Source organism: Leucobacter sp. cx-328 (assembly GCF_014530035.1).
GTDB lineage: Bacteria > Actinomycetota > Actinomycetes > Actinomycetales > Microbacteriaceae > Leucobacter.
Map to the genome: position 1 here is coordinate 128,738 of NZ_JACVMX010000006.1, position 25,210 is coordinate 153,947.

The following is a 25,210-nucleotide window of genomic DNA, read 5'->3' on the forward strand; positions in this document are numbered from 1 at the left end:
GGGGTAACCCGTCGAAACAGGCCCGTTCTTTCGAATCAGCCCCTTTCATACGTATGAAAGGCACCTTCTCGTGAGGAACTACCCATCTCGCGGGGTTGGGGCGTCGCCGAGACAGGGACTGGGGCAGACGCAGACGCAGAGGCCGAGGCTAGACCGAGGCCCACCAAAGGATCCGCCTACTCGCCAAGCCCTGGGTTCGCGGCAGCCAGGCTGTCGTAGGCAGCCTGAATCTGCTCCTCGAATTTCTGACTCGTGATGATCAGCACCCACGCGTTGTCGAGGAAAATGTGAGCGGTGAAGCGGTAAGGCATATGGCCCTCAGGCACATATTCCTCCCAAGTGAAGAGTTTCGCCTTGCCAATGGTGCCCTGCGTGATCTCCGAATCTGCCGCCATGACAGCGATGAGCTCATCGCGCGCATCGTCTGGCACTTCAGCCGCTATGAGACGCGTGCCAGACTCCAAATGGAACGCATACTGGCAGCCGCGAATTTGCGTAGCTTTTCCAAGCGCCGCTCGTGTTGAATCACCGATGAAGACATCAGTGTCGTGAGTGCCGAAGGCCGCTTCGCCGTTGTTGACTTCCCACCCCTTGCCGAGCATCTCATCGGTGCTCTTCTGCGCGAGGGGGTTCAACTGCGCACACTCAGGTAGTACGATCGCCGCTGGTGTGGTCTTCTCTGCGTCATCCGAATCTTTGTCGGTGCTGCTGTCTTTCTGTTTGCCGGCTGTGCCTTCACTCTTGGTGTCTTGCTCAGAGGTGGCCTCGCCGGCTGGAGCACCTGCGCGCGCACTCACTGCAATCGCGCCAGCACCAATGCCGAGCAACACCACAACAGCCGCGGCGATCCACACCCACGGAAGGCGCCGCTTTGGGGGAGCGGGTACCGCTGGCAGCAGACCAGCCGGAAGCAGCGGGCCCTTGCCGTCGTCATCGCCGCCTGCAGAAGTCACATGTGACGCTGCCGGATCCGCGCCCGTATTGACGCCATCGCCCCAGGCGGCCGCAGCTGCCTCCGGCATCGACTCAGCGGTCTCCGCGGCGGCATCGGCGAACAGATCCTCAAGCGAGGGAACCCCGGTCGCATAGAGATCGTCGGTCGAATACGGCCGATCAAACTGCGTTACATCTTCGCTCACATCTTCCGGCACGGTGAGTGACTCGCCCTCCGCAGGAGCATGCTGTGCAGGATCGAAGCGTGGCTCTTCGTTCCCTGAAACGTCGCCTGTTTTGGAAGCCATGCTGGTCGCCTTTCGCCGAGGATGTAAACGCAAGGTGCTTGTATCCCAGACTATCCGGCACAATGGGAACATGCGCCAGTCTTCTTCGCCCGATTACGCTGACCCGAACGCAGGCTCTCTTGCGCCGGGTGAGAGCGGGACGTCTGCGCACACCACGGTTCTCCCCGAAACGACCGTGATTCCTGGCGATCACGTCCCGGCAAAACGTCGGTTCGGTCGCGGTCGTCGGGGCGCGGATCCCGTCTTCGAGCAGTCCAGCAGCGAACAGCCGGCATCCCAGCCAGGTGCGGGGCAGACCTGGGAACAGCTGCAGCAGAATGGTGCTCCTGGACGCCCAGCTCCCGTCGGCGGTTCAGAACAGGTCATCATGCGCCTGCGCCGTCACGGTCGCCGCTTGCTGTTTCCGATTCTCGTGCTGATCGTGGTTGCAGCGCTCGCCGGCTTCTTCGTTGGCGGACTAGACGAGACCTGGCAGAACGTGCTGGCAGGTGTAGGAGCGATCGTTATCGCGGTGTTGTTTGGCCTGTTGCCGATCTTCGCGTGGCTGAATCGTCGCGTCACCGTAACGACAGAGCGTCTTATTGAAAGTCACGGCCTGTTCGTTCGTACACGGAGCGATGTTTCGCTTTCGCGAGTTCGTGATGTGCGAACGAAGCAGCATCTCGGCCAGCGAGTCTGGGGCTCTGGCGATCTCTTGCTTTCGGTGGGGGCTGAGACTCGAAAGTTCAGCGACTTGCCCGGGATTGAAGAAATCCGCCGTGCAGTGCAAATTCTTTCTGAAGAGAGTTTTGCAAATCTTGATCAGTCTTTGAGTGGAAATACCGCGAACGACACGCCCAAATCGTTCTTCCAATAAAAAACTTTTTGACTCGAAATGAGTCTCAATGATGCTGCTATGTGGTTCTTTGGATGAGGACATCAATTAGCTCACCAGCGAGTCCGACAAGCTTTTCGATTTCCGATTCGTCGCGATCGACCCATCGGATTTCGGGGTCGCCGACGGGGACAAAGTTCTCGTGCCGCTCCCACACCATGAGCGTGCGTTCGGCGCCGAGCACATACTGCTGCCACCAGATTTGGCGCATGTAGTTTCGCGGAATGGTTCTCCACAGCTTGTTCGTAGTTTTGATCTCAGCAAGCTCAAGACGGCCACTTTCCCGCTCAACTAGGCCATCCGGCGTCGCGAGGTGGCGTAAATCATACTCAGCATGGAAAAGTGCCTGGCTAGGCGCAATACCGTATTCACGAAGCACCCAGTCTGCGATGACCGGCTCTCGGAGGTTGCCATGTTCCGTGAATGCGTTGCCGCGGAAGCTGCTGCCGTAGAGCTTTTCCTGCGCCGCGTTTTGGATTGAACGCGGAGTAGAGAGCTTTGCGACATCGGTTGCGGTGACGCCACGGCTACGGGCTTGGAACCAGGCTGCACGATCCGTGCCGTCTGTCACGATTCGATTGGAGTACGGGAGACCAGACACGACGTCCATTGTGGCACGTCGTTCACTGTTAGTATTCAGAGTTGCTTTGTAGCGTTATTGGGTCTCAAGAGCCTCTTGTAGTACTCATTGTATATTCAGCGACTCTTCAGTGTGATGAGAGAGTATATTGACATGTCCACCGATAATTTGATAAGCGACCCTGATACACGGGTTCGCGCACTCGTAGTAGATGACGAAGCGTCGATCACGCAGCTCATTGCTATGGCGCTCCGTTACGAAGGCTGGGAAGTAGCAACGGCCTCGAACGCAGCGGAAGCACTTGAACTGGCGTCGACCTTCAAGCCTGATGTTGCAGTATTCGACATCATGCTCCCCGATATGGATGGCCTGCAGCTGCTGACCCGGGTTCGTGAATCCGGCGCGCTGTTCCCCGTGCTCTTCCTGACCGCGCTTGACGCAGTGGAAGATCGCGTAACTGGCCTGACCGCAGGTGGCGACGATTACGTCGTCAAGCCATTCAGCCTCGAAGAGCTGCTCGCTCGCCTCCGTGGCCTCGTGCGCCGTGCGCGCATGGGCGCTACCGGTGGCCCCGCTGCGCTCTTGCAGGTTGGTGACCTCACTTTGAATGAAGACAGCTACGAGGTGGAGCGTGGTGGCGAAATCATCACCCTCACGAGCACCGAGTATGAGCTGCTCCGTTACCTGATGCGCAATGTGGGACGCGTGCTGTCGAAGGCGCAGATCCTCGATCGTGTTTGGGCATACGACTTCAAGGGCAAGCCCACCGTTGTTGAGCTGTACATTTCGTACCTTCGCAAGAAGATCGACACCGGTCGCCCTACGATGATCCACACCGTTCGCGGTGCTGGCTACATGCTGAAGCCAGCTGCCTAATCGGCAAGCCCGACGCACAGAAAACACCCCCGCTTACCGGCGGGGGTGTTTTCTGTGTTAGGCTATTCCACGGCCCAAGACCGCCGGTAGAAATCTTCACTGATTTCCGTAATGTCTGCTTCTGCAGAAACCAGCGCAGGTACAGATATTCCTTGAGTAACTTCTCTCAGTGAAGCTCCGTGCATGCGCGCCGGAGCTTTTTCTTGTTTTTAGAGAAGTTTCGTGCGGCGCGGCCACCGACCAACGTCCGTTGGTTGGAGACAACAACTAAGGGAGCGCCATGGCTACAAAGGACGCTACGGTTGCCGATCTTCAGCGCAAGTTTGAAGAGTCGAGTGCCGTTCTGCTGACTGAGTACCGCGGTCTCTCGGTTGCTGAGATGGGTGAACTCCGTAACAGCATCCGCGAGCACGCGACGTACGCTGTGGCGAAGAACACGCTGACCAAGATTGCGGCTAACAACGCCGGAATCACTGCGTTCGATGACGAGCTTGCCGGTCCTTCGGCACTCGCTTTCGTTCACGGTGACACCGTCGCAGTCGCAAAGGCAATGCGTGACTTCGCCAAGGCACACCCTCTTTTGGTAGTAAAGGCCGGCTTCTTTGACGGAAACGCCCTTACTGCCGCTGAGGTAGGCAAGCTTGCCGATCTCGAGAGCCGCGAGGTTCTGCTGGCGAAGGCCGCAGGCGCTATGCAGGCTGCTCTGGTCGGTGCTGCACAGCTGTTCAACGCACTGCCCGCCAAGGTCGCTCGCGGCCTCGGTGCGCTGCAGGAGAAGCAGGACGCGTAAATTCGGCTCTCGCCGGATCCGCATTTAAAGAATCAGCCTCTTTCACTGAGTGGAGGGGGCAAACATCAAGGAGATACAAATGGCTAAGCTTTCGACTGAAGAGTTGCTCGCACAGTTCAAGGAGCTCACCCTCATCGAGCTCTCGGAGTTCGTAAAGGCTTTCGAGGAGACCTTCGACGTTTCGGCTGCTGCTCCCGTCGCAGTTGCTGCAGCACCCGCTGCAGCTGCTGAGGCTGTTGAGGAGAAGGACGAGTTCGACGTCATCCTCGACAACGTTGGCGACAAGAAGATCCAGGTCATCAAGGTTGTGCGCGAGCTCACCAGCCTGGGCCTCGGCGAGGCAAAGGCACTCGTTGAGGAAGCTCCCAAGGCTGTCCTCGAGGGCGCTAACAAGGAAGCTGCTGAAGACGCAAAGAAGAAGCTCGAAGAGGCTGGCGCTGGCGTAAAGCTCGTCTAAGTTTTTTCGCACTTTAGCGATACTTCGGAACGGGGTCACCTTCGGGTGGCCCCGTTCTTTTTTGTCTCCTTCCGTCCTGTTCGAATACAGCTTCAGAATGTTAGACTTGCCCACTCTGTTTCTTGCGTCTTGGCAAACGTGCGAAACCTCGTTTTGTGAGTTCTCGAAAGGTGCACGTTGGCTCTCCTCTCACTCACGCTGAAGCATGCAAAGCGCTATTGGTGGTTAATAGCGCTCGTTGTTGTGTTGCAGCTGGTGTCTACTATTTGCGGTCTCTGGCTTCCCAGCCTGAACGCAAAGATCATTGATGTCGGTATCGTCCAGGGTGACACCGACTACATCTGGAGTACCGGCGGGTTCATGCTCGTCATCGCTCTGGCTCAGGTTTTCGCCGCGGTTGCCGCGGTGGTGTTTGGCTCACTGACAGCGATGGGTGTTGGCCGCGATCTGCGCCGCGAGGTATATCGCAAGGTTGACTCGCTTTCAACACTCGAGACCACGTCTTTTGGTGCGGGCACGCTGATTACTCGCGGTACGAACGACGTCCAGCAGGTGCAGATGCTCGTGCTGATGACCCTGAACTTTATGGTGTCGGCACCGATCATGTGCATCGGTGGCATCATCATGGCGCTGCGTGAAGACGCAGGCATGTCGTGGCTGGTCTGGGTCTCTGTGAGCTTGCTCGCCCTCATCGTGAGTTTCCTGGTGTGGCTCCTGCTGCCTCTGTTCCGAACGATGCAGGACCGCGTCGACGACATTAACTCGGTTCTGCGTGAGCAGATCATGGGTATCCGCGTCGTGCGTGCGTTTGTCCGTGAAGACTTTGAAGCCGAGCGTTATCGCGGTGCGAATGACCGCATCACTCAGGTTTCGGTGAAGGTTGGCAACATCTTCGTCCTGATGTTCCCGATCATCATGATGGTCCTCCACCTCGCGACTGCTGCAGTGCTGTGGTTCGGCGGCCACCGAGTAGAAGCAGGCGACGTGCAGGTGGGATCGCTCACGGCATTCCTTCAGTACCTCCTCCAGATTCTTGCGGCAGTCATGATGGGTGTCTTCATGACCATGATGATTCCGCGTGCGGTGGTCTGCGCTGAGCGAATTCGCGAGCTGCTTGATACCAAGCCGTCGCTTGAGTTCCCCGAGACAGACCTGGTGGCAACGCCGACGAATGGTCGCATTGAGTTTGACGGCGTGACCTTCGGTTTCCCCGGAGCTGAGAAGCCGGTCATTAAAAACGTCAGCTTCGTCGCAGAGCCCGGGCAGACGACCGCCATCATCGGTTCGACCGGCTCTGGTAAGACGACCTTGCTCAATCTCGCGCTGCGACTGTTCGATCCGCAGCAGGGAGCGATCCGCGTCGATGGCCAACCCCTCAATCAGCTCACTCGCGCCCAGCTGGCACAGGCGATGAGCCTGGTGCCGCAGCGTCCCTACCTGTTTAAGGGAACGATTGCGTCGAATCTGCGGTTCGGTGATGCCGAAGCGACCGAAGAAGATCTGTGGGCGGCGCTCCGCGTCGCGCAGAGTGAAGACTTCGTGCGCGACAAAGAACTCGGCCTCGAAGAACCTGTATCGCAGGGCGGCACGAGCGTATCTGGCGGTCAGCGGCAGCGACTTTCGATTGCCCGTGCGCTTGTGGCAAAGCCCCGCGCGTACCTCTTCGACGATTCGTTCTCGGCGCTCGACGTCGCAACCGACGCGCGTTTGCGCGCAGCCTTGCCTGAGGCAACGAGTGGCGCAACCCGCATTATTGTGGCTCAGCGTGTGTCTTCGATCATGGATGCAGACCAGATCCTCGTCCTCGAAGACGGCGAACTCGTTGGCCGTGGCACCCACGACGAGCTGCTTGAATCTCACGAGATTTACCAGCAGATCGTCGCTTCTCAGATGGATACGGCAGGAGCAGAGTAATGGCAAAAAAGTCACGAACTCAGTCAGCCGTAGTTGAAACTGAGCAGACAGAAACTATCGAAGAAGAGTTCACCCCCGGTGAGCTTGATGGCGACATGTTCGGAAACGCATCGGCAAAGAAGGCAAAGCACTTCTGGCCGTCTGCGAAGCGACTCTTTGGCCTGCTCGGCCCAGAGAAGTTCACGTTCATGTTCGTGGTCTTGCTCGTGGTTGGGTCGGTTGCCCTCACGGTTATCGCGCCGAAGGTACTCGGCCAAGCAATGGACGTCATCTTTAACGGCGTCATGGGCGGCACTATCGACTTTGGGCACCTTTCGCGCCTGATTTTGTTGGTGCTCGCGCTGTATCTCGTCTCATCCTTCCTGATGTGGCTGCAAGGCTACATTCTGAACGGTCTGGTCATGCGGATCGTCTTCAAGCTGCGCCAAGACATCGAGGAAAAACTCAACCGCTTGCCGCTGAGCTACTTCGACAAGCAGCAGCGCGGTGACGTGTTGTCGCGCGTGACGAACGACGTCGATAACATTCAGCAGGCGCTGCAGCAGGGCTTCTCACAGCTGGTCAGCTCGTTCCTGACGGTGGTTGGCATCATCGCGATGATGTTCATCGTCTCGTGGCAGCTCGCACTGATCGCACTGATCGCCCTCCCGCTGTCAGGCATCATTGCTGGCATCGTTGGTGTGCGCGCCCAGAAGCTGTTCGCAACGCAGTGGAAGAGCACGGGCGAGCTCAACGGCCACATCGAAGAATCGTTCACGGGCCACGAACTCGTGCGTATCTTCAACCGTGACCGCGAGATGGTCGAGCTCTTCGACGAGCGCAATGAGCGTCTCTACACCTCGGCGTTCAAGGCGCAGGCTCTCTCTGGCTCGATCATGCCGTCGATGCAGTTCGTTTCTTACCTCTGCTACGTCCTCATCGCCGTGGTCGGTGCGCTGCGCGTGACCGCAGGTCAGCTCACCCTCGGTGATGTGACGGCGTTTATTCAGTACTCGCGTGAGTTCTCGCAGCCGCTCGGCGAGATGGCTGGTCTCGCAAACATGATGCAGTCTGGCATTGCCTCGGCAGAGCGCACGTTCGAGCTCATGGATGCAGAGGAAGAAGCTCCCGACAGCGAGGCATCGGCAAAGACCCATCTTCCCGATCGCACCAGCGGTCGCGTGGTCTTCGAAGGTGTCTCATTCGGCTACGCACCTGAGACCCCACTCATCCAGGATCTCTCGCTCGAAGCGGAGCCGGGCAACACCGTCGCGATCGTCGGCCCGACCGGCGCCGGCAAGACCACGCTCGTGAATCTCATCATGCGTTTTTACGAACTTGATGGTGGGCGGATCACCCTCGACGGCGTCGACATCACCGACCTGTCGCGTGCTGAGTTGCGCGGTCATGTCGGTATGGTGCTGCAGGATGCGTTCTTGTTCAAGGGCACCATTCGCGAGAACATTCGCTACGGTCGACTCGACGCCACCGATGACGAAGTCATTGAAGCGGCACAGGCGACCATGGTGGATCGCTTCGTGCGCCAGCTGCCAGAGGGCTATGACACGGTGATTGATGAGAATGGTTCGTCGCTCTCTGCTGGTGAGCGTCAGCTGCTGACGATCGCGCGTGCGTTCATCGCCCGCCCGTCGCTGCTCATCCTTGACGAGGCGACGTCGTCGGTTGATACTCGTACCGAGGTACTGGTGCAGAAGGCTATGCAGACGCTGCGCCAGGACCGCACCTCGTTCGTCATTGCACACCGTCTTTCGACGATTCGCGATGCGGATACGATCCTCATGATGGAATCTGGCCGCATCGTCGAGCAGGGCACCCACGAGGAGCTGCTCGCACGCGGTGGCGCATACGCTGCGCTGCACATGGCACAGTTCGCTGGCACGGATGAGGAAGAAGACGACGGCAATCACGAGGGCGAAGACGCTGTGGCGGGCTCGGCGACGAGTGCCGACACTGACAACTCACCCGAAGTTTCGCCCGGTTCCTGATTTCATGAAGTGATCCGCTAGAATACAAGAAGCCCCTCATGTGGTGGCATCTCGGTAAACTCCCCCAGGTCGGAAACGAAGCAAGGGTAGCCGGGCTCTGTCAGGTGCATGAGGGGTCTTTTGTGTCTCCGTGTGTTTACGAGGGCTTTCGGGCAGCGTCGCGCGCGAGGGCTAACCTGTCGAAACCGGACCTTTCTCCCGAGAAAGCCCGTTCTTTGCGCATGAAAGCCCTCTTTTGGGGAGAATGACCCATTTTCGTCGGGTTGGGTGCAGAAAAGAAGAATTTGATGCCCGCGCCAACGCGTTTCCCTCGAAAGCTGGCCTCGGCCGACGATCCACCTGATCGAAACGGGGGTCTGCGCCGTGAAAACCCCAGAAATCCGCGCGAAATCACGACCAAATGAACCGGCTTGCGTGTCCCTATGTGTACCCATGCATTTTTCTCAGAATAGTTTGACGTCGAATCAACGTTGTTTCGATGTCGAGAAATCGCGCCATGCCAGGCTTCTGAGCTAGCTAGAGTGGGGTCATGGCAGCAAGCATTTACCTGACTTCAGCCGAGGGCCACACTGGTAAGAGCGCAGTAGCGCTCGGTGTGTTGGAGACCCTCCTGTCGAAGGCCGCGCGCGTTGGAGTGTTCCGTCCCGTCATTCGTTCAGCCTCGATGCCCGATCGTGTGCTCGAGCTTCTCCGAGAACGCGCAACGGCAAACCTGCCCTATGAGGCCTGCGTAGGTGTGACTTACGAAGAGCTCAACTCGAAGCCAGAAGCATCGATGGCGCGCATCGTCGCCGCGTACCGTGCGATGCAGCGCGAGTGCGACGCAGTCATCGTTGTCGGCTCCGATTACAGTGACGTCGCTTCGCCGACCGAGCTCGCGGTGAACGCGCGTATCGCAGCGAACCTCGATACGCCCGTGCTGCTCGTCATCGGCGGACGTCAGCCGTCTTCGATTGCCGTGCTGGGCCAATCTGTCGCCCGTTCTGCGGCAGAACTTTCGCTCGTTGCTGAGTTGGGAATCCACGAGCTGCACGCCGAGCATGCGACCCTGCTTGCAACGATCGTGAATCGTGCGGATTCCGACAAACTTGACGAGATCCGCGATGAGGTCGCGCGCATCGTTCCCGAGGGTGCACCCGTATGGGTTCTGCCGGAGGAGATTCTGCTGGTTGCTCCGCAGGTTTCCGAAATCATGACCGCCGTTGGCGGCCGCCTTGAGCGCGGCAGCACTGATCTGCTCGCTCGCGAGGCCACGCATGCGGTTGTCGCTGGCATGTCGATGCCGAACACGCTTCCCCGTCTGATCGAGGGCTCGGTAGTGGTGCTTGCGGCAGACCGCTCGGAACTGTTGCTTGCTGTCACGATGGCGCATGAGAGCCCCACGTTCCCGACCATCGGCGCGGTCGTGCTGAACGGTGACTTTGAGCTGCCAGAGTCGGTCTCGCTTTTGCTCGATGGCATCAATTCAACGCTTCCCGTGATCCGCACCGATCTTGGTACTTTCGATACCGTGCAGCGGATCTCGAACACCCGCGGTGTGCTCACCGAAGACTCGCCCCGCAAGTTCGATACGGTGCTCGCAAACTTCCGCGCGCATGTTGACCGCAACCTGTTGCGTGAGCGCCTGAGCCTGCATCGCGGTGGCGTGCAGACCCCCGCGATGTTTACCTACGATCTCTTCAAACGAGCTGCCGAAGCGAACGCACACATCGTGCTTCCCGAGGGCAGCGATGACCGTATTTTGCGCGCCGCGAGCACGCTCCTGTCGCGCGGTACTGTGCGCCTCACCATCTTGGGCGATGAAGACGCCGTACGGAAGCGCGGTGCCGAGCTCGGCCTGGCGATCGAGGGCGCAGCCGTCGTGAATCCCAAGACGAGTCCGCGTCTTGACGCGTATGCAACGGAGTACGCGAAGCTCCGCGCACACAAGGGCATCGACCTTGAGCAGGCGTTCGAGCGCATGGCAGACCACAGTTACTTCGGAACCATGATGGTGCATCTGGGAGACGCAGACGGCATGGTGTCTGGTGCTGCGAACACGACGGCAAACACCATCCGCCCGAGCCTCGAGTTTGTGAAGACCAAGCCGGGCGTCTCGGTGGTCTCGAGCGTGTTCTTCATGCTGCTTGCCGACCGCGTGCTCGTCTACGGCGACTGTGCTGTGAACCCAGACCCCACCGCTGAGCAGCTAGCGAGCATCGCACTGTCGTCGGCAGAGACCGCTGCGGAGTTCGGTGTTGAACCGCGCGTAGCGATGCTGTCGTACTCGACCGGTGCCTCAGGCTCTGGCTCGGGCGTCGACAAGGTGCGCCAGGCAACCGAGATCGCGCAGGCAACGCGTCCCGATCTGCTGCTCGAAGGTCCGATTCAGTACGACGCTGCGGCAGATCCCGCGACAGGTGCGTCGAAGCTCCCCGGCTCTGAGGTTGCTGGCCGTGCGACGGTCTTTGTGTTCCCTGATTTGAACACCGGCAACAACACGTACAAGGCTGTGCAACGCTCGGCTGGCGCAGTAGCTGTCGGCCCCGTGCTGCAGGGCCTGAACAAGCCCGTAAATGACCTGTCGCGTGGTGCGACGGTCGAAGACATTCTCAATACCGTTGCGATTACTGCTGTGCAGGCCGGCATGGCCGCCAGCCCGGAGGCCGTGTGAACACGAACATGACCGATTCCGCCAAGATTCTGGTGCTCAACGCCGGGTCTTCGTCGATCAAGTACCAGCTTGTAGATCCAGCAACGGGCGCGCGCCTCGCGAACGGGCTCGTCGAACGTATCGGCGGCGATGCTGGGCAGATCCGCCACACTGCTGGCGAGACTACGATCGAGCGCGAATTTCCGATCAACGACCATACCGAGGGCTGCCGCGCTGTGGTTGAAGCGTTTGCCGAAGCTGGCACTCCGATCAAGGAGCTCGGCATTGTTGCTGTGGGGCACCGCGTGGTGCAGGGCGGCAACGAGTTCATCGAGCCGACCCTCATTGACGATCACGTTGCCGAGCGCATTCTCGCGCTTGCCGAGCTTGCGCCCCTGCACAACCCAGGTCACTATGCAGCAATCATGGCCGCACGCCATGTGCTGCCCGACCTGCCGCACGTTGCTGTGTTCGACACCGCGTTCCACCAGACGATGCCCGCGGCCTCGTACACGTACGCGATTGACCGCGAAGCTGCGCGCGAGCACGGTATTCGACGCTACGGATTCCACGGCATCTCGTACCAGGTCGTCTCACGCCGCACCGCCGAATTCATCGGCGAGCCCGTCGAATCGCTGAAGCAGATCATCCTGCACCTCGGCAACGGTGCGTCGGCGTGCGCGATCAACGCTGGCAAGTCAGTCGATACGAGCATGGGACTCACCCCGCTTGAAGGCCTCGTCATGGGCACTCGTTCGGGCAACATCGACCCGGGCGCGATGTTGCACATGCTGCGTCGCGGCATGAGTGTTGACGATCTCGATGAGCTGCTGAACAAGCGCTCTGGGTGGCTTGGGCTTGCAGGCTCGAACGACTTCCGCGACATTCGTGCTGGGGCTGCTGCCGGTGAGGCTGCGGCAGAGCTGGCGATTGAGGTCTACACGAAGCGAATCCGCGAATACCTCGGGGGCTTCCTCGTCGATCTCGGCGGCGCCGACACCATCGTGTTCACCGCCGGCGTCGGGGAAAACGCTCCTGACCTGCGCGAGCGTATCTGTGCAGGGCTCGAATGGTTCGGCATCGAACTCGACAACGAGCGTAACTGGGCAGACGTTAGCGGACCGCGCGTCATCAGCACGGACGCATCGCGCGTACGTGTGCTCGTCGTACCTACCGATGAGGAGACCGAGATCGCGCGGCAGACGCAGCAGCTTGTTGCACATCTGTAATCCGATTGACGTCATGACGGCGACTGGCGCGATGCACGCGCTCGCCGCCGTTGTGCATTCCGGCGCTCGCGCTTCCCACCCAATTACGGCAGAATCGCAGCCATGAGGATCGCCGCCATTCAGCTCACCCCGTCAACCGATCCTGCCGCGAACATCGCGCAGATGCGTGAGCGGGCAGCCGAGGCCGCTGCGCAGGGTGCGCAGGTCGTGCTGTTCCCTGAGCAGACGATGATGCTGCTGCAGTCCGTGACGGCTGAGTCGCTCGTTGCAGCCGCAGATGAATGGTGGGATGCGTTCGCGCGTGCGACTGCTGAGATCGCAGTCGCGCACGAGATCACGGTCGTGAGCGCTGGCTTCGAGCCCTCGGGCGCGGATCTTCCCTTCAACACCATGCTCGCCGTCGGCCCAGATGGTGGCGAGCTGGCCCGCTACCGCAAGCTGCACCTCTATGTCGCGTTCGCAGCGAGCGAGGCCGAGCACACGCGCGCTGGCGAGGAGCTGCCGCCGGTGTTTGAAATCGAACATGCGGGGGAGCGGTTGCGGGTCGGCCTCGCCAATTGCTACGACGTACGATTCCCCGAGCTATTCCGTAGCCTGAGCGAGCGCGGAGCACAGGTCACACTGCTCGCTGCCGCATGGGCCTCAGGCCCTGGCAAGGAAGACCATTGGGACATGCTCACTCGCACCCGCGCATTGGAGAACGTGCAGTGGGTCGTCGCCTGCGGTGCCGTTGGCGGCGGATCGCGAAACACTGCCACCACGGGACTCAGCCGAATCGTTGATCCGCTCGGCGGGGTCGTCGCCGGTCTAGGCCCGCGTGAACCGGGCATCGTTGTCGCAGATGTGACGGCTGGTGCTGTTGAACATGCGCGCTCGGCGCTCCCTGCTCTTGCGAACCGGCGCATCTCGCTTACCTATGACGTGCGCTAGTCGACGTTCCAATACTGTCATTCGATTCGACGACCAAGGCACCCATGCACTCTGGAGCATCACGTGACACCTCCCTCTCCGCCTTGCGTGCGACCTGGCCAGCACGCGTGCGGTGGCAGGAAGTGCGCGAAGCGGATCCTGGCGCTTTCCGCACAGCGCGGCTTGGGGCGCTCCTCCTAGTTGCTGCGCTCGCCGCAGCCTGTCTGACCGCGCTCGTCTACCAGGAGCCGGCCGCTATGCGTGATGTTCCTGGCTGGGAAAGCTTTGTGCTTCCGCTGCTGTGCATTGCATTGCCGTGGATCACCATTGCGTTGGTCATGTTCGGCTCAATTTGTGTGTCGAGGCCGAGTGATGTTCGTCGTGAAATCGCGATCCGCCGATTCGCCGAAGCTCACGGTCTGACCATGTCTCGCTTCGGATTCACCCCTCCAAGAGCTGGGGTGATGTTTGCCGAGTCGCCTACCGCTGTGCAGATGTCGCATCGTCGGCGCGCAACACAGATTCGCCAGCAAGACCCGTATGAGGAGCCGTCTCTGTTCCGATCTTCGTTCGTTGTTTGGCAAGGTGGACTAGCGTACGATCCAGACCTCCAGGTTGCGATCGCAAACTACAACGGGAAGAAGGGGGACCGGCAGGGGCCCCGTCAGAAATTTAGGTACTTGGCGCTGCGGCTGCCACGGGACCTACCGCACATCGTGGTGGATTCACGTCGGAACGGAAAGCTTCGTCAGTTTTCACCAGTTGTGAAGCCAATGAGTTTTGAGGGCGATTTCGACAAGCACTTCACGGTGTATGTCCCGGCAGGGTACGAGCGCGACGCGCTGGAGCTCTTCACACCTGACGTGATGGCCTGCCTCATTGATACTGGCAGTAGGTGGGACATCGAGATTGTCGAAGATCGAATGATCGTCGCGTCAGGAAAAGTCGGAAAACGTCATGACCAGGCTGAGATCACTGCCCTGCTGCGGTTCGCTGAGTTGTTCGGGGCAGAACTCGAACACCAGGCGCAGACGTATTCCGATCCGCGCGCTGCCTACCCGCGGACGCAGGTTGCTGCAGGCGGGCAACGACTTGCCCACCGTTCTGGCATCGTGTGGGTGTTCCTGTTCTTGCTGTTTGGAGCGGTACTTGTCGCGTTACCAAACATCATTTTCTGGTTTATTGATCGTTGGTAGCTGCCCGTGTTGAGGCTGTGACATCGCAGTTGTCCTGACAAGAATCGCGCAGTACACGTCTCAATGTCAGTGGCCCCAGGTAGCATGGACTTCGTGGTTGCAGCTCTTTATCGTCGGTACCGGCCCGAGAATTTCGCCGAGATGATCGGTCAGTCCCAGGTGACTGATCCGCTTATGACTGCGCTGCGCACTGGGCGCATCGGGCATGCGTACTTGTTCAGCGGTCCCCGCGGTTGCGGCAAGACGACGTCGGCGCGCATTCTCGCGCGCTGCCTGAACTGCGCGCAGGGCCCGACAGACACTCCGTGTGGCACCTGCCCAAGCTGTGTTGAGCTTAGCCGCGGCGGCGGTGGCTCGCTCGATGTTGTCGAGATCGATGCCGCGAGCCACGGTGGCGTCGATGACGCACGAGATCTGCGTGAGCGAGCAGTATTTGCTCCCGCGCGTGATCGCTACAAGATCTTCATCATTGATGAGGCCCACATGGTTACCGCTGGTGGTTTCAACGCCCTGCTCAAGATCGTTGAAGAGCCGCCGCCCCACGTGAAGTTCATCTTTGCGACCACTGAGCCTGAAAAGGTGATCGGGACGATCCGCTCCCGTACGCACCACTACCCGTTCCGCCTGATTGCACCCGGCACACTTGTTGATTACGTGCAGCAGCTGTGCGACAGCGAAGGCGTGCAGGTTGAGCCAGGCGTGCTGCCGCTCGTCGTTCGCTCTGGCGGCGGATCAGTGCGCGATACGCTCTCAATTCTTGACCAGCTCATTGCCGGTTCTGAGGGCAACCTCGTGCTTGCTGAACGTGCTGCCGGTTTGCTCGGCTTCACGAGCGCCGAGGTGCTCGACGACGTCGTTACTGCGCTCGGTCAGCGCGATGCTCGTGCTGCGTTTTACGCGGTCGACCGCGTGGTGCAGACGGGGCAAGATCCGCGTCGTTTTGTCGAAGATCTGCTTGAGCGTCTGCGTGACCTCATCGTCGTGAACGCGACCAATATTGATGGTGCGACGGCGGTGTTCCGCGGTGTTCCGCAAGATCAGCTCGCGCGCATGTTCGAGCAGGCTCGCGTCTTTGGCGCAGCTGAGCTTTCAGCGCTTGCAGACACGGTGGCAGCTGCCCTCGACCAGATGAGTGGCGTGACCACTCCGAAGTTGCAGCTTGAGCTCATGATCGCCCGCGCGCTTGTCGGCATGGGAACACATGACGGTGGTGCTGGGGTTTCGGCAGCGCCTGCTGCACCCGCAGCTGTTGCACCCGTGCAACAGCGCCAGGCTCCGGCAGCGCAGGCTCCTGCCGCTCAGCAGCGTCCGGTATCCCAGACGCCCGCGCCCGCTCAGCCGGTCGCGCAGCAGCAGCCGCCGCAGCAGTCGGCTCCCGCTCCTGCTCAGGTTCCGCAGCAGCCCGCCGCTGTTCCGAACGCCGCGCAGACGGCGGCCTCGATCCGCGAATTCCTGCGCGAAAGCGACAAGCCCGCCCAGGTTCCGGCCGCTCCGACGCAGCAGGTTCCGGTCGCTCCTTTGCAGCCTCAGGCACCGGCGCAGCCTCAGGCGGCTCCTGCTCCCCAGGAGCGCCAGCCGCAGACGCCTACTGCCCAGGTTCCCGCGGGCCAGCGCACTCAGCCGCATCCGAACGAGGGTGCTGCGAAGTTCGGTCGCCCGATCTCAGACGTGCTCAGTGCGGCACAGATCGAGAGCATCGGTACCGAGCCGATCAAGCCCTCACAGCCGAAGCCCGAGGCACAGCCACAGGCTGCAGCTCCTGTGCAGCAGCCCCAGGCTCCGCAGCAGCCCCAGGCTCCGCAGCAGCCCCAGGCTCCGCAGCAGCCGACACAGCACCAGGTGCCGCCCGCCGCTGCTCCCACCCCTGCAGCACCGATGGCAGACGCCGAAGGCGCAGAGCTTGAAGAGACCGGCGAGCCCGACATCTCTGATCTGCAGGAAGTCTGGAGTGATCTGCTCGAAGAAATTCTTGAGCAGAACCGTGACGCTTGGAATGCGGTTCGACCGGTCCAGCCGCTCTCCCTGACGGGCGATGTGCTTGAGCTCGGTGTCGCATCGCGCTCCGACCTCGCAGTGTTCAAGTCGGCAGGCGCGGGCCCGCTCCGCGAAGCAATCTTCGAGGCTGTTGGCATCCGCGTGAAGTACAAGCCGACTCAGCTGCAGCCGCAGGCTGCCGTACGGGAAGCGGCGGCTCCCGCATCTCCAGCAGAGCCCGCGGGCTCTGCTCCTGAGGAGCCTCACCGAGCTGGCTCAGCGCCGAAGCCTGACCCAACCGCCGACCGGATCTCCGCGCGCCTGAACGCGCTCGGCCCGGCGCTCGCTGCACCCGCGTGGGCGGATCCGCAGCCCCCGGCACCCAAGCCAGGAGCGATTGCTCCGCTGACCCCTGCGGCACCCGCAGTGCCAGCAGCGCCCGTCGCAGAGGCAGCGCCCATTGCTCCCGTGCAAGCGGAGCCTCCGGTCCCTGTCCAAGAGCGGCCCGTTGTTGCGCAGCAGGCTCCCATTGCGCCGCCGGCTCCGGTCGAGGTTCCCGCAATGGAGCCCCAGCCGGTCGTCGCTGAGCCTGCGGTTGCAGAAGCCCCGGCGCCAGTTGTGACGCCAGAACCCGTTGTTGAGTCCGAGCCCATTGTCGAGCCGGTCATGGCGCCTAAGCCTGAGCCCGAGTCGGCCGAGCCCGTCGTAGAGGAGAAGGCTGAGCCTGTCGCACCCGCGGCTCCCGCCGCACCGGGTGACCCGGCAGATGACTACGAGCCGTACTTCCCTGACGAAGATGAAGATCCGTACTCGGACCCCTACGCAGGCATGTCCTCGCAGGTTACCGAAAACGATCCCGAAGCGGATCGCCAGCAGCCAGCCGACTCGACCGAGTCAACCCCGGCATCGCAAGCGGCCGACACTGCAATCGCCGCCCGTCTCGCGGCATTCGCTGCCCACGCGAAGCCAAAGACCCCAGTGGCTGACGCGTCAACTACGGCAACTGCTTCTGCCACCCCCGCATCGGCCGCACCCGCCGAGCCAGTTGCATCGGCACCCGCGCAGGCGGATCCGCCAACTGTGAATACCGAGGCGGCAACGCCCGCACCAGCAGCAAACGCAGCAGCAGACGCGCCTGCCGAGGCGCCGCGCAGCAAGTCAGCGCCGTCATTCACCCGCTATGGCGAAGCCGTCGTACGCGAGGTGCTTGGCGCCATTTTCCTTGAGGAGCGCGAGCTTCCGAACCGAGCCGAAAGGTAACGCATGTACGACGCAATCGTGCAGGACCTCATTGATGAGTTCGGACGCCTCCCCGGCATCGGACCAAAGTCAGCGCAACGAATCGCCTTCCACATTCTGCAGACGCAGAGCTTTGACGTGACCCGTCTCGCAGAACTCCTCAGCACCGTGCGCGAGCGCGTACGCTTCTGCGAACTCTGCGGCAATATCACCGAGAGCGAGCGCTGCTCAATTTGCAGCGATCCCAAGCGTGACCAGACACTCATCTGCGTCGTTGAAGAACCCAAGGACGTCGTCGCGATCGAACGCACCCGCCAGTTCCGTGGGCTCTATCACGTGCTCGGCGGCGCGATCAGCCCGATCGATGGCATCGGGCCTGATGACCTCAGTATTCCCGCGCTGATGCGCCGACTCGGTGATACCCAGATCAAGGAAGTCATTCTCGCGACAGATCCGAACCTTGAGGGTGAAGCGACCGCGGCATATTTGTCTCGACTGCTGTCCAGCATGGAAGTTCCTGTGTCCCGCCTTGCGTCCGGCTTGCCGGTTGGTGGGGATCTGGAATTTGCTGATGAAGTGACGCTTGGCCGCGCATTTGAGGGCCGTCGCGTACTCGGAGACGCATAATTACGCCATTCTTACAGGTCGCAGACGAGAGAAGCATGCCGCTCGTTGTAGACTGTGAGGCGGTATAGACCCTAAGGAGAGGACCCCACGTGGCTTTGATCGTGCAGAAGTTCGGGGGTTCATCGGTTGCCGACGCAGAGAGCATTCAGCGAGTTGCGCGGCGCATTGTAGAAACTCACGAAGCAGGCAACGAAGTTGTTGTTGTTGTGAGCGCAATGGGAGATTCGACCGACGAGCTGCTCGACCTCGCATCTGAGTGCACCGCTAACCCAGCTCCCCGCGAGCTGGACATGCTGCTCACCGCAGGCGAGCGAATTTCGATGGCGTTGCTCGCTATGACCATTAAGGGCATGGACGTCGACGCCTTCTCGTTCACCGGCAGCCAGGCAGGCATGATCACGACCGCTGATCACGGCTCGGCAAAGATCGTTGATGTCACCCCGGGTCGCGTGCGTGAAGCACTCGACAAGGGCGCGGTCGCAATCGTCGCTGGTTTCCAGGGCTTCAACCGTGACTCGCGTGACATCACCACGCTCGGTCGCGGCGGATCCGACACCACCGCAGTCGCCCTCGCCGCAGCGCTGAACGCTGACGTGTGTGAAATCTACACCGACGTTGACGGTGTCTTCACGACCGATCCGCGCATGGTTCCTCTCGCGCGCAAGATCGACTCGATCACTGCGGAAGAGATGCTCGAACTCGCCGCATCTGGCGCAAAGGTCCTGCACCTCCGCGCTGTTGAATACGCACGCAGGCACGGCGTAGTCCTGCACGTCCGCTCGTCCTTCAGTGGCGAAGAGGGCACCATTGTTTACGACCCCGCAAAGGGTCACCCGAAGGGAGTCCAGGTGGAAGAGTCAGTCATCACAGGTATCGCAGCTGAGAAGAGCGAAGCGAAGATCACCGTTGGCGGCGTCCCCGATGTCCCTGGGAAAGCCGCTCAGATCTTCGAGGTCGTCGCAAAGACCGACGCGAACATCGACATCATCGTGCAGAACATCTCGGAAGAGGGTCGCACCGATATCTCCTTCACCATCCCCGTCGCTGACGGTGAGCGGGTGCTCGCAGCACTCGAGGCAGAGCGCGAAGAGCTCGGCTTCACCCGTCTCCTCATGGACGACCAGATCGCAAAGATCGCCGTTGTCGGTGCAGGTATGCGTACGAGCACCGGTGTTTCGGCACAGCTCTTCCGCGCACTGTTCGACGCAGGCATCAACATCGAGATGATTTCGACCTCTGAGATCCGCATCTCGGTGGTTACCCGCGCAGACCGTATGGAAGAGGCAGTCCGCGTACTGCACACCGCATTTGGTCTCGACGCAGAAGACGAAGCAACCGTGTACGCCGGTACTGGCCGATAAAGGAGCACAACGTGGCTGAAAACACTGTTTCCGTAGGCGTTGCTGGCGCAACCGGCCAGGTCGGCGCCGTCATTCGCACGCTCCTCGAGCAGCGCGAATTCCCCGTCGGCAAGATCCGCTTCTTTGCAAGCGCACGCTCGGCTGGCAAGACCCTCACGTTCCGTGGTGAAGAGATCGTCGTAGAAGACATCGACACCGCAGACAAGAGCGGCCTCGACATCGTACTGTTCTCGGCAGGCGGCGCAGCTTCGAAGAAGTACGCCCCCGACTTCGCAGCAGCAGGCGCGACCGTCATCGACAACTCGAGCGCATGGCGCCTCGACCCCGAGGTTCCTCTCGTGGTCAGCGAAGTCAATCCGCACGCAATCGACGAGGCAGTCCGCGGCATCATCGCGAACCCGAACTGCACCACTATGGCGGCAATGCCCGTCATGAAGGCACTCGACACCGCAGCTGGCCTTGAGCGTCTCATCGTGACTACCTTCCAGGCTGTATCGGGATCGGGTCTCGCAGGCGCAGCTGAGCTTGAGGGGCAGATCACCGCAGCAGTCGAGACGGGCAACCTCTCGAAGCTCGTCCACGACGGCTCGGCAATCGATTTCCCGGCACCCAACGTCTACACGAAGACCATCGCGTTCGACGTGCTGCCGCTCGCAGGCTCGATCGTCGACGACGGCGAAGGCGAGACCGACGAAGAGAAGAAGCTCCGCAACGAGAGCCGCAAGATCCTCGAGCTCCCCGAGCTCCTGGTAGCCGGCACCTGCGTGCGCGTTCCCGTCTTCACCGGTCACTCGCTGTCGATCCACGCAGAGTTCGCAAACACCATCACCCCCGACGAGGCGCGCGAGATTCTCGCATCGGCTCCCGGCGTTGAGCTCAGCGACGTCCCGACCCCGCTCGAGGCTGCAGGCAACGACCCCTCGTACGTCGGCCGCATTCGTCAGGACCAGTCGGCACCCGCTGGCAAGGGTCTCGTGCTCTTCATCTCGAACGACAACCTCCGCAAGGGCGCAGCACTCAACGCTGTGCAGATCGCAGAGCTCGTCGCGGCGAAGAAGCTGGCAGCGTAACGCTCGCAGCTAGCCAAAAGGCGCGGCTCCCGAAAGGGAGGCCGCGCCTTTTGTGTTTTCACAGAGCCGCACGCGGATGATGAGCCAAAATGAGTGCCCTTTCACATCACAAAACTCACGGGCTCACTCCTCAAATTTGGCCGCAGACCAGGGATGGGAGAATCCAGCCGTCCTTGTGACGCAGATGCAATGCTGAGCATGTCGATTGCTTGTTAGCCTGAACGCCCAGAATCCAGTCCCTCACGAGGAGCATAGGTATGAGCAAAGGCGTTCAGCAGGAAAACTCCGCACACTCTCGAATCACAAAATGGTGGATCATCTTGGCCTGCGCCATCGTAATGCTGGTACTTCTATTTCTGAGCGACACCCTGGGCCGTGCTGACAGAGCCGCCGTCGAGAAGGGCAGGCAAGAGATTACCCGTGCACAGTACGAGGCAGCATTTCAGAATTACCAATCCTGCATGATTAAGATCGGACACCCGATCCAGGGCGTCACTGAAGAAGGAATGGTCTACCAGTTCTTGATTCCGAAAGCGGCGGAGGACGAAGGCGGAGAAGCCTGTTACGAACAGGAATTCCAAGACGCAGATGTTGCGTGGCAGACGCAGGACTTCGTCGCTGAACAATCACAAGCGGCGTAGCTTTTGCGTGCCTGCCTCGAAAGGTATGAATTGCCGCCTGGTAAGAACCAAGAGGAACGCTCTGCCGCACTAGTGCAGGACGGGCACGAGCTCTCGGAGTGCCTGTCTGAACCTGCGCCTAAATGACAAAAGAGTGGGCGGATCAGCTGAGGCCGAGTCGCCCACTCTTGGTCGGCGACTACTTGTCCGAGTCGGTTGCCTCGAGCGTGATCATCGATGCCTCGGGGCGGCACGCGAAGCGCACGGGGGCGTAGATCGAGTTGCCGAGTCCGGCGCTGACGTTGAGGAACGCGGCGCGGTGTGCGTCGTACCAGACGCTGAGTCCGCGGGCCTGCGCGACGGGAAGATCGCAGTTCGATGCGAGCGCACCGAGGCCGGGCACGCGCACCTGGCCGCCGTGCGTGTGGCCGGCAAAGATCGCATCCACACCATCGTCCAGGAGGTCACCAAGCGCACGTTGGTACGGCGCATGCACCACACCAATGCGCACGGGACGCTCGCCAGCGCCAGCATCGCCAGCACCAAGCTCCGCCAGCGACTCCCGCATCACATCAACATCGTTGAGCTCAATGTGCGGATCATTCAGACCCAACAGATCCAGCGTCGTCCCGCGCAGCGTAACCCGCGTCGCCGCGTTGTTGAGGTTCGTGAACCCGAGCTCCTCGAACTCGCGCGTGAGCGCATCGGTGTCGAGATCATACGGGCGGTTGCTGTGTTGGCTCGGCGAGAAAATATACTTGAACGGGTTCTTCATGATCGGCTTGAAGTAGTCGTTCGAGCCGTGCACGAACACCGTTGGCACGCCAGCAAACGCACGCAGGGTCGAGATCAGCGATCCGCGCGCCTGTTCGTGACCCATCATGTCTCCCGTGAGAACGACAAGATCTGGCCGCAGTTCGGCGAGCGAGCGCACCCAGTTCATCTTGCGCGTCTGCCACGGAGCAAGATGCAGGTCAGAGAGGTGCAACACGCGCAGGGGAGCGGCACCCGCGGGCAGCACGGGCAGGGTCTCTCGGCGGATCGTGAAGAGCTGACGCTCCACAACAGTCGCGTACAGTCCAACTCCGAGGGCGAGCGCGCCCACCACCTTGCGCGTAGAAGTCATAGAATCAACTCTAGGCGACTTCACTGACCGCCAGTGAAGCATGAGCGCGTACACTCGCGCTCAGCATGATGATGAGAAGGAGCACCGTGACCGAGACGTCAACGCCCGTGCGATGGGAATACTTTGTAACGCCACTGCTGCTGCACAATGAGGCCCAGATTCTCAATAACTGGGGAGCCCAAGGTTGGGAACTCGTCCAGATCATCGATGGCCCCGCCGGCGGCAACGTCGCGTACATGAAGCGAAAGGTACAGAACGCATGAGCTCTGTCATTGAAGACCGCATCCGCGAACTTGGTTTCGAGGTCCCCGAGGTAGCTGCAGCTGTCGCAGCGTACGTTCCCGCACTGCGCGAGGGCGACTACGTCTATACCTCGGGTCAGCTCCCCTTCGTCGAGGGCAAGCTGCCCGCGACTGGCAAGGTCGGCACCGGCGAAGGCCAGGTTTCGGCTGAGCAGGCTGAAGAGCTTGCACAGCTCTGCGCGCTCAATGCGCTTGCAGCAGTTCGCGGCCTCGTCGGCTCGCTCGACAAGGTCACCCAGGTCGTCAAGGTCACCGCTTTCGTAGCTTCGGACCCTGAGTTCACCGGCCAGCCCGGTGTTGCAAACGGCGCATCGGTCTTCCTCGGCCGCGTCTTCGGCGACAGCGGCATCCACGCTCGCTCGGCTGTCGGCGTTGCCGTACTGCCGCTCGACGCTCCTGTTGAGGTTGAGTTCATCTTCCGCGTCGAAGGCTAAGACGCTACCGACGAACGGCCTTGAGTCGAACGTCTCCACACTCGATGGGGTGTGAACCGAAACTGATCGGTTCACACCCCATCGTCGTTATGCGGCAGCAACGGCTGGGCTTCTTTTCCCTCTTATGGAGAGGTGACATATCTTGTTACTCTCAGGCGAGACTGTGAGCTTTCAAAGGAGAAGGTGTGAAGAAGGTTTTTGTTTCAGGGGTTGCTGCTGCGCTTCTGTTGAGTGCTTTTGGAGTGGGGGTGTCTCCTGCGCATGCTGCTGAGTTGCGGGTGACGTCAGCGGAGGATTCTGGTCCTGGCACGCTGCGTGAGGCGCTGAGTGAGGCGGATGCGTCGCCGGGTGAAGACACGATTGTGATTTCTGAAGGACTGGAACTGCACCCGAAAGCGCCCATTCACGTGAGAGATGCGGTGCGGATCGTGGGCGAAGGCAGCGGAGCCAGTATGTCTACTGAAAAACAGGATTCGTTTAAGCACGAAAACGCCTATCCGGGCCTGCTTGAGTTTCAGGGTTCACTCGTGATCGAGAATTTAACGTTGAACCTGCAAAATCAGTTGATGGGTAGCACCGGGTTCATGTCACGTGCCCGGCCTGGCCCCGTTGGCATTTCGTTCCAGAATTGCCGATTCATCGGTGACAGCAGCACTACTGGGGTATACCTTCCAGCGGAAGTGAATTCGTTTCGTGTTATTGACAGCACGTTTGAAGGGGTTGGAATGCCCGTGTCTGAGTATTCAACCCTGCAAGGGAACGTGGAAATTGCACGGAACACGTTCACAGGCGTAGATAAGTTCGGCTCGTTCCAGCAGGGGGTAGAGGCTTCTCAGAAGTTTGAGTTCGTGGATAATGTCGTGGAGTTTACTGGTTCAAGTACTGGCTTTGGTGCTGAATTTCTGTCCGCGATGGTTCCTACCGGTCAGGCAGAATTCGATCCGATGGTGATTAGCGGGAATAGGTTCTTCAGCACTGCGCCAACAGGTGACCTGAATTCTGGTGCGACTCTCCACCTCGGGGCGTATTGGACTCCGGGAGAAGTGCGTCAAACCCCTGGGATCATGTTTGTGAATAACAGTGTCGAACGTCACCAGTCGTCCACGAACACCAACGCACTGCTTTTCATTGAGTCGGACTATACCGGTGGCATTCGTATGTCTGAGAGCACGTTTGAGGCGAATCCTGGTGCTTCCTCGATTTCGAACAATACCTATGGGGCTGATGCAAGCGTCCTCGCGATTGATCATGTCACGTCTCGTGGTTCGATCGTCGCGACCTTTGGCGTGAACGTCTCAATCAGTAATTCCGCGATTGATGGACTTGGGTCCCCTGCAGTGACATCGGGGAATGATGCTGTTGTCATTGGTGAGGGCAATGTGGTCGCTGGTGAGTCGTCTGTGCTTGCGGGTGCGAAGACGGTGGATGACCTGTTGCTGGGTGATCTGGCTGATATCGGTTTGGGTGCGAGTTTTGCTCGGGTGCCTTTGGCCGGTTCCCCGGTGCTTGATGCTGGTGTGGCTGCGCGTTCGGTTGAGGATCAGCGTGGTGTGCTGGGAGCTCGTGCCGGGCTGTCTGATGCTGGTTCGGTTGAGGTGCAGCGTGCGTTGGTCACGGTTGGTGATGCTGGTGAGGTTGCGGCTGGTTCTGATGCTCGGTTCCCGGTGACGGTGGTGGAGCCTGGTGATACGTCGTTTGATGTTGAGTTGACCACGGTTGATGGCACTGCTGTTGCTGGTTCGGGGTTCACGTCGACGACGCAGACGGTGTCGTT

At 60.4% G+C, this 25,210-nt stretch carries 21 protein-coding genes and 1 other RNA gene; 19 read left to right on the plus strand and 3 right to left on the minus strand.

What is annotated here, in order from left to right:
• Positions 1–176 precede the first annotated feature (176 nt).
• Positions 177–1,241: a hypothetical protein gene (locus tag ICL81_RS09205; RefSeq protein WP_188034594.1), complete on the minus strand. Its 1,065-nt coding sequence runs from the start codon at positions 1,239–1,241 to the stop codon at positions 177–179.
• Between the two features lie 70 nt (positions 1,242–1,311).
• Between ICL81_RS09205 and ICL81_RS09210 the strand changes: the two genes are divergently transcribed.
• Complete coding sequence (locus tag ICL81_RS09210; protein ID WP_188034595.1) at positions 1,312–2,097, plus strand: PH domain-containing protein; 786 nt, start codon at positions 1,312–1,314, stop codon at positions 2,095–2,097.
• 37 nt (positions 2,098–2,134) lie between these two features.
• On the opposite strand, the gene ICL81_RS09215 is transcribed toward ICL81_RS09210, so the two are convergent.
• Positions 2,135–2,725: a YqaJ viral recombinase family protein gene (locus ICL81_RS09215; protein ID WP_188034596.1), complete on the minus strand. Its 591-nt coding sequence runs from the start codon at positions 2,723–2,725 to the stop codon at positions 2,135–2,137.
• Between the two features lie 123 nt (positions 2,726–2,848).
• Between ICL81_RS09215 and ICL81_RS09220 the strand changes: the two genes are divergently transcribed.
• The 15 genes from ICL81_RS09220 to ICL81_RS09290 all read left to right on the plus strand — a co-directional run bounded on the left by ICL81_RS09220 (position 2,849) and on the right by ICL81_RS09290 (position 21,595).
• Positions 2,849–3,571: a response regulator transcription factor gene (locus tag ICL81_RS09220; protein WP_215394782.1), complete on the plus strand. Its 723-nt coding sequence runs from the start codon at positions 2,849–2,851 to the stop codon at positions 3,569–3,571.
• A gap of 280 nt (positions 3,572–3,851) precedes the next feature.
• Positions 3,852–4,361, plus strand: coding sequence for a 50S ribosomal protein L10 (gene rplJ / locus ICL81_RS09225; RefSeq protein ID WP_188023077.1), 510 nt, complete (start codon positions 3,852–3,854; stop codon positions 4,359–4,361).
• Between the two features lie 79 nt (positions 4,362–4,440).
• A complete protein-coding gene (gene rplL / locus ICL81_RS09230) occupies positions 4,441–4,818 on the plus strand; it encodes a 50S ribosomal protein L7/L12 (protein WP_188023076.1) in 378 nt (125 codons plus the stop codon).
• Between the two features lie 177 nt (positions 4,819–4,995).
• Entirely contained in the window at positions 4,996–6,732 is a 1,737-nt protein-coding gene (locus tag ICL81_RS09235) for an ABC transporter ATP-binding protein (RefSeq protein WP_188034598.1), read from the plus strand.
• Positions 6,732–8,717 carry an ABC transporter ATP-binding protein gene (locus ICL81_RS09240; protein WP_188034599.1) on the plus strand — a complete coding sequence of 662 codons (1,986 nt, stop codon included), beginning with the start codon at positions 6,732–6,734 and terminating at the stop codon, positions 8,715–8,717. The genes ICL81_RS09235 and ICL81_RS09240 overlap by 1 nt, the downstream gene beginning before the upstream one ends.
• Before the next feature lie 27 nt (positions 8,718–8,744).
• Positions 8,745–8,841, plus strand: an RNA gene (ffs, locus tag ICL81_RS09245) — signal recognition particle sRNA small type.
• 405 nt (positions 8,842–9,246) lie between these two features.
• Positions 9,247–11,370 carry a phosphate acetyltransferase gene (pta, locus tag ICL81_RS09250; RefSeq protein WP_188034600.1) on the plus strand — a complete coding sequence of 708 codons (2,124 nt, stop codon included), beginning with the start codon at positions 9,247–9,249 and terminating at the stop codon, positions 11,368–11,370.
• An 8-nt stretch (positions 11,371–11,378) separates the two neighbouring features.
• Positions 11,379–12,578, plus strand: a complete 1,200-nt coding sequence (locus tag ICL81_RS09255) for an acetate/propionate family kinase (RefSeq protein WP_188034626.1) — start codon at positions 11,379–11,381, stop codon at positions 12,576–12,578.
• A 102-nt stretch (positions 12,579–12,680) separates the two neighbouring features.
• On the plus strand, positions 12,681–13,508 hold the full coding sequence (locus ICL81_RS09260; protein WP_188034601.1) for a nitrilase-related carbon-nitrogen hydrolase: 828 nt from the start codon (positions 12,681–12,683) through the stop codon (positions 13,506–13,508).
• 44 nt (positions 13,509–13,552) lie between these two features.
• Positions 13,553–14,683 (plus strand): hypothetical protein, encoded by a 1,131-nt coding sequence (locus ICL81_RS09265; RefSeq protein WP_188034602.1) that lies wholly within the window; start codon positions 13,553–13,555, stop codon positions 14,681–14,683.
• Between the two features lie 84 nt (positions 14,684–14,767).
• Entirely contained in the window at positions 14,768–17,917 is a 3,150-nt protein-coding gene (locus ICL81_RS09270) for a DNA polymerase III subunit gamma and tau (RefSeq protein WP_188034627.1), read from the plus strand.
• Positions 17,918–17,920: 3 nt separating this feature from the next.
• A complete protein-coding gene (gene recR / locus ICL81_RS09275; protein ID WP_188034603.1) occupies positions 17,921–18,523 on the plus strand; it encodes a recombination mediator RecR in 603 nt (200 codons plus the stop codon).
• An 89-nt stretch (positions 18,524–18,612) separates the two neighbouring features.
• On the plus strand, positions 18,613–19,884 hold the full coding sequence (locus ICL81_RS09280; protein WP_188023069.1) for an aspartate kinase: 1,272 nt from the start codon (positions 18,613–18,615) through the stop codon (positions 19,882–19,884).
• A gap of 11 nt (positions 19,885–19,895) precedes the next feature.
• Complete coding sequence (locus tag ICL81_RS09285; RefSeq protein WP_188034604.1) at positions 19,896–20,954, plus strand: aspartate-semialdehyde dehydrogenase; 1,059 nt, start codon at positions 19,896–19,898, stop codon at positions 20,952–20,954.
• Positions 20,955–21,211: 257 nt separating this feature from the next.
• Entirely contained in the window at positions 21,212–21,595 is a 384-nt protein-coding gene (locus ICL81_RS09290) for a hypothetical protein (RefSeq protein ID WP_188034605.1), read from the plus strand.
• Between the two features lie 178 nt (positions 21,596–21,773).
• Here ICL81_RS09290 and ICL81_RS09295 read toward each other — a convergent pair whose 3' ends face one another.
• On the minus strand, positions 21,774–22,700 hold the full coding sequence (locus tag ICL81_RS09295; RefSeq protein WP_188034606.1) for a metallophosphoesterase: 927 nt from the start codon (positions 22,698–22,700) through the stop codon (positions 21,774–21,776).
• Positions 22,701–22,786: 86 nt separating this feature from the next.
• Here ICL81_RS09295 and ICL81_RS09300 point away from each other — a divergent pair, with 86 nt between their 5' ends.
• The 3 genes from ICL81_RS09300 to ICL81_RS12200 all read left to right on the plus strand — a co-directional run.
• A complete protein-coding gene (locus tag ICL81_RS09300) occupies positions 22,787–22,963 on the plus strand; it encodes a DUF4177 domain-containing protein (protein ID WP_353055485.1) in 177 nt (58 codons plus the stop codon).
• A complete protein-coding gene (locus tag ICL81_RS09305) occupies positions 22,960–23,436 on the plus strand; it encodes a RidA family protein (protein WP_188034607.1) in 477 nt (158 codons plus the stop codon). Before ICL81_RS09300 ends, ICL81_RS09305 begins: the two co-directional genes overlap by 4 nt.
• 731 nt (positions 23,437–24,167) lie before the next feature.
• The coding region (locus ICL81_RS12200) for a choice-of-anchor Q domain-containing protein (RefSeq protein WP_188034608.1) at positions 24,168–25,210 on the plus strand (1,043 nt) is incomplete at its 3' end.

Coding starts and splice junctions, on each gene's coding strand:
- ICL81_RS09305 (WP_188034607.1), top strand. CDS start 22,960: ATGAGCTCTGTCATTGAAGACCGCATCCGCGAACTTGGTTTCGAGGTC.
- ICL81_RS09290 (WP_188034605.1), top strand. CDS start 21,212: ATGAGCAAAGGCGTTCAGCAGGAAAACTCCGCACACTCTCGAATCACA.
- ICL81_RS09295 (WP_188034606.1), bottom strand. CDS start 22,700: ATGACTTCTACGCGCAAGGTGGTGGGCGCGCTCGCCCTCGGAGTTGGA.
- rplJ (WP_188023077.1), top strand. CDS start 3,852: ATGGCTACAAAGGACGCTACGGTTGCCGATCTTCAGCGCAAGTTTGAA.
- ICL81_RS09220 (WP_215394782.1), top strand. CDS start 2,849: ATGTCCACCGATAATTTGATAAGCGACCCTGATACACGGGTTCGCGCA.
- ICL81_RS09210 (WP_188034595.1), top strand. CDS start 1,312: ATGCGCCAGTCTTCTTCGCCCGATTACGCTGACCCGAACGCAGGCTCT.
- ICL81_RS09270 (WP_188034627.1), top strand. CDS start 14,768: ATGGACTTCGTGGTTGCAGCTCTTTATCGTCGGTACCGGCCCGAGAAT.
- ICL81_RS09255 (WP_188034626.1), top strand. CDS start 11,379: ATGACCGATTCCGCCAAGATTCTGGTGCTCAACGCCGGGTCTTCGTCG.
- rplL (WP_188023076.1), top strand. CDS start 4,441: ATGGCTAAGCTTTCGACTGAAGAGTTGCTCGCACAGTTCAAGGAGCTC.
- ICL81_RS09260 (WP_188034601.1), top strand. CDS start 12,681: ATGAGGATCGCCGCCATTCAGCTCACCCCGTCAACCGATCCTGCCGCG.
- ICL81_RS09215 (WP_188034596.1), bottom strand. CDS start 2,725: ATGGACGTCGTGTCTGGTCTCCCGTACTCCAATCGAATCGTGACAGAC.
- recR (WP_188034603.1), top strand. CDS start 17,921: ATGTACGACGCAATCGTGCAGGACCTCATTGATGAGTTCGGACGCCTC.
- ICL81_RS09265 (WP_188034602.1), top strand. CDS start 13,553: ATGCACTCTGGAGCATCACGTGACACCTCCCTCTCCGCCTTGCGTGCG.
- ICL81_RS09240 (WP_188034599.1), top strand. CDS start 6,732: ATGGCAAAAAAGTCACGAACTCAGTCAGCCGTAGTTGAAACTGAGCAG.
- ICL81_RS09205 (WP_188034594.1), bottom strand. CDS start 1,241: ATGGCTTCCAAAACAGGCGACGTTTCAGGGAACGAAGAGCCACGCTTC.
- pta (WP_188034600.1), top strand. CDS start 9,247: ATGGCAGCAAGCATTTACCTGACTTCAGCCGAGGGCCACACTGGTAAG.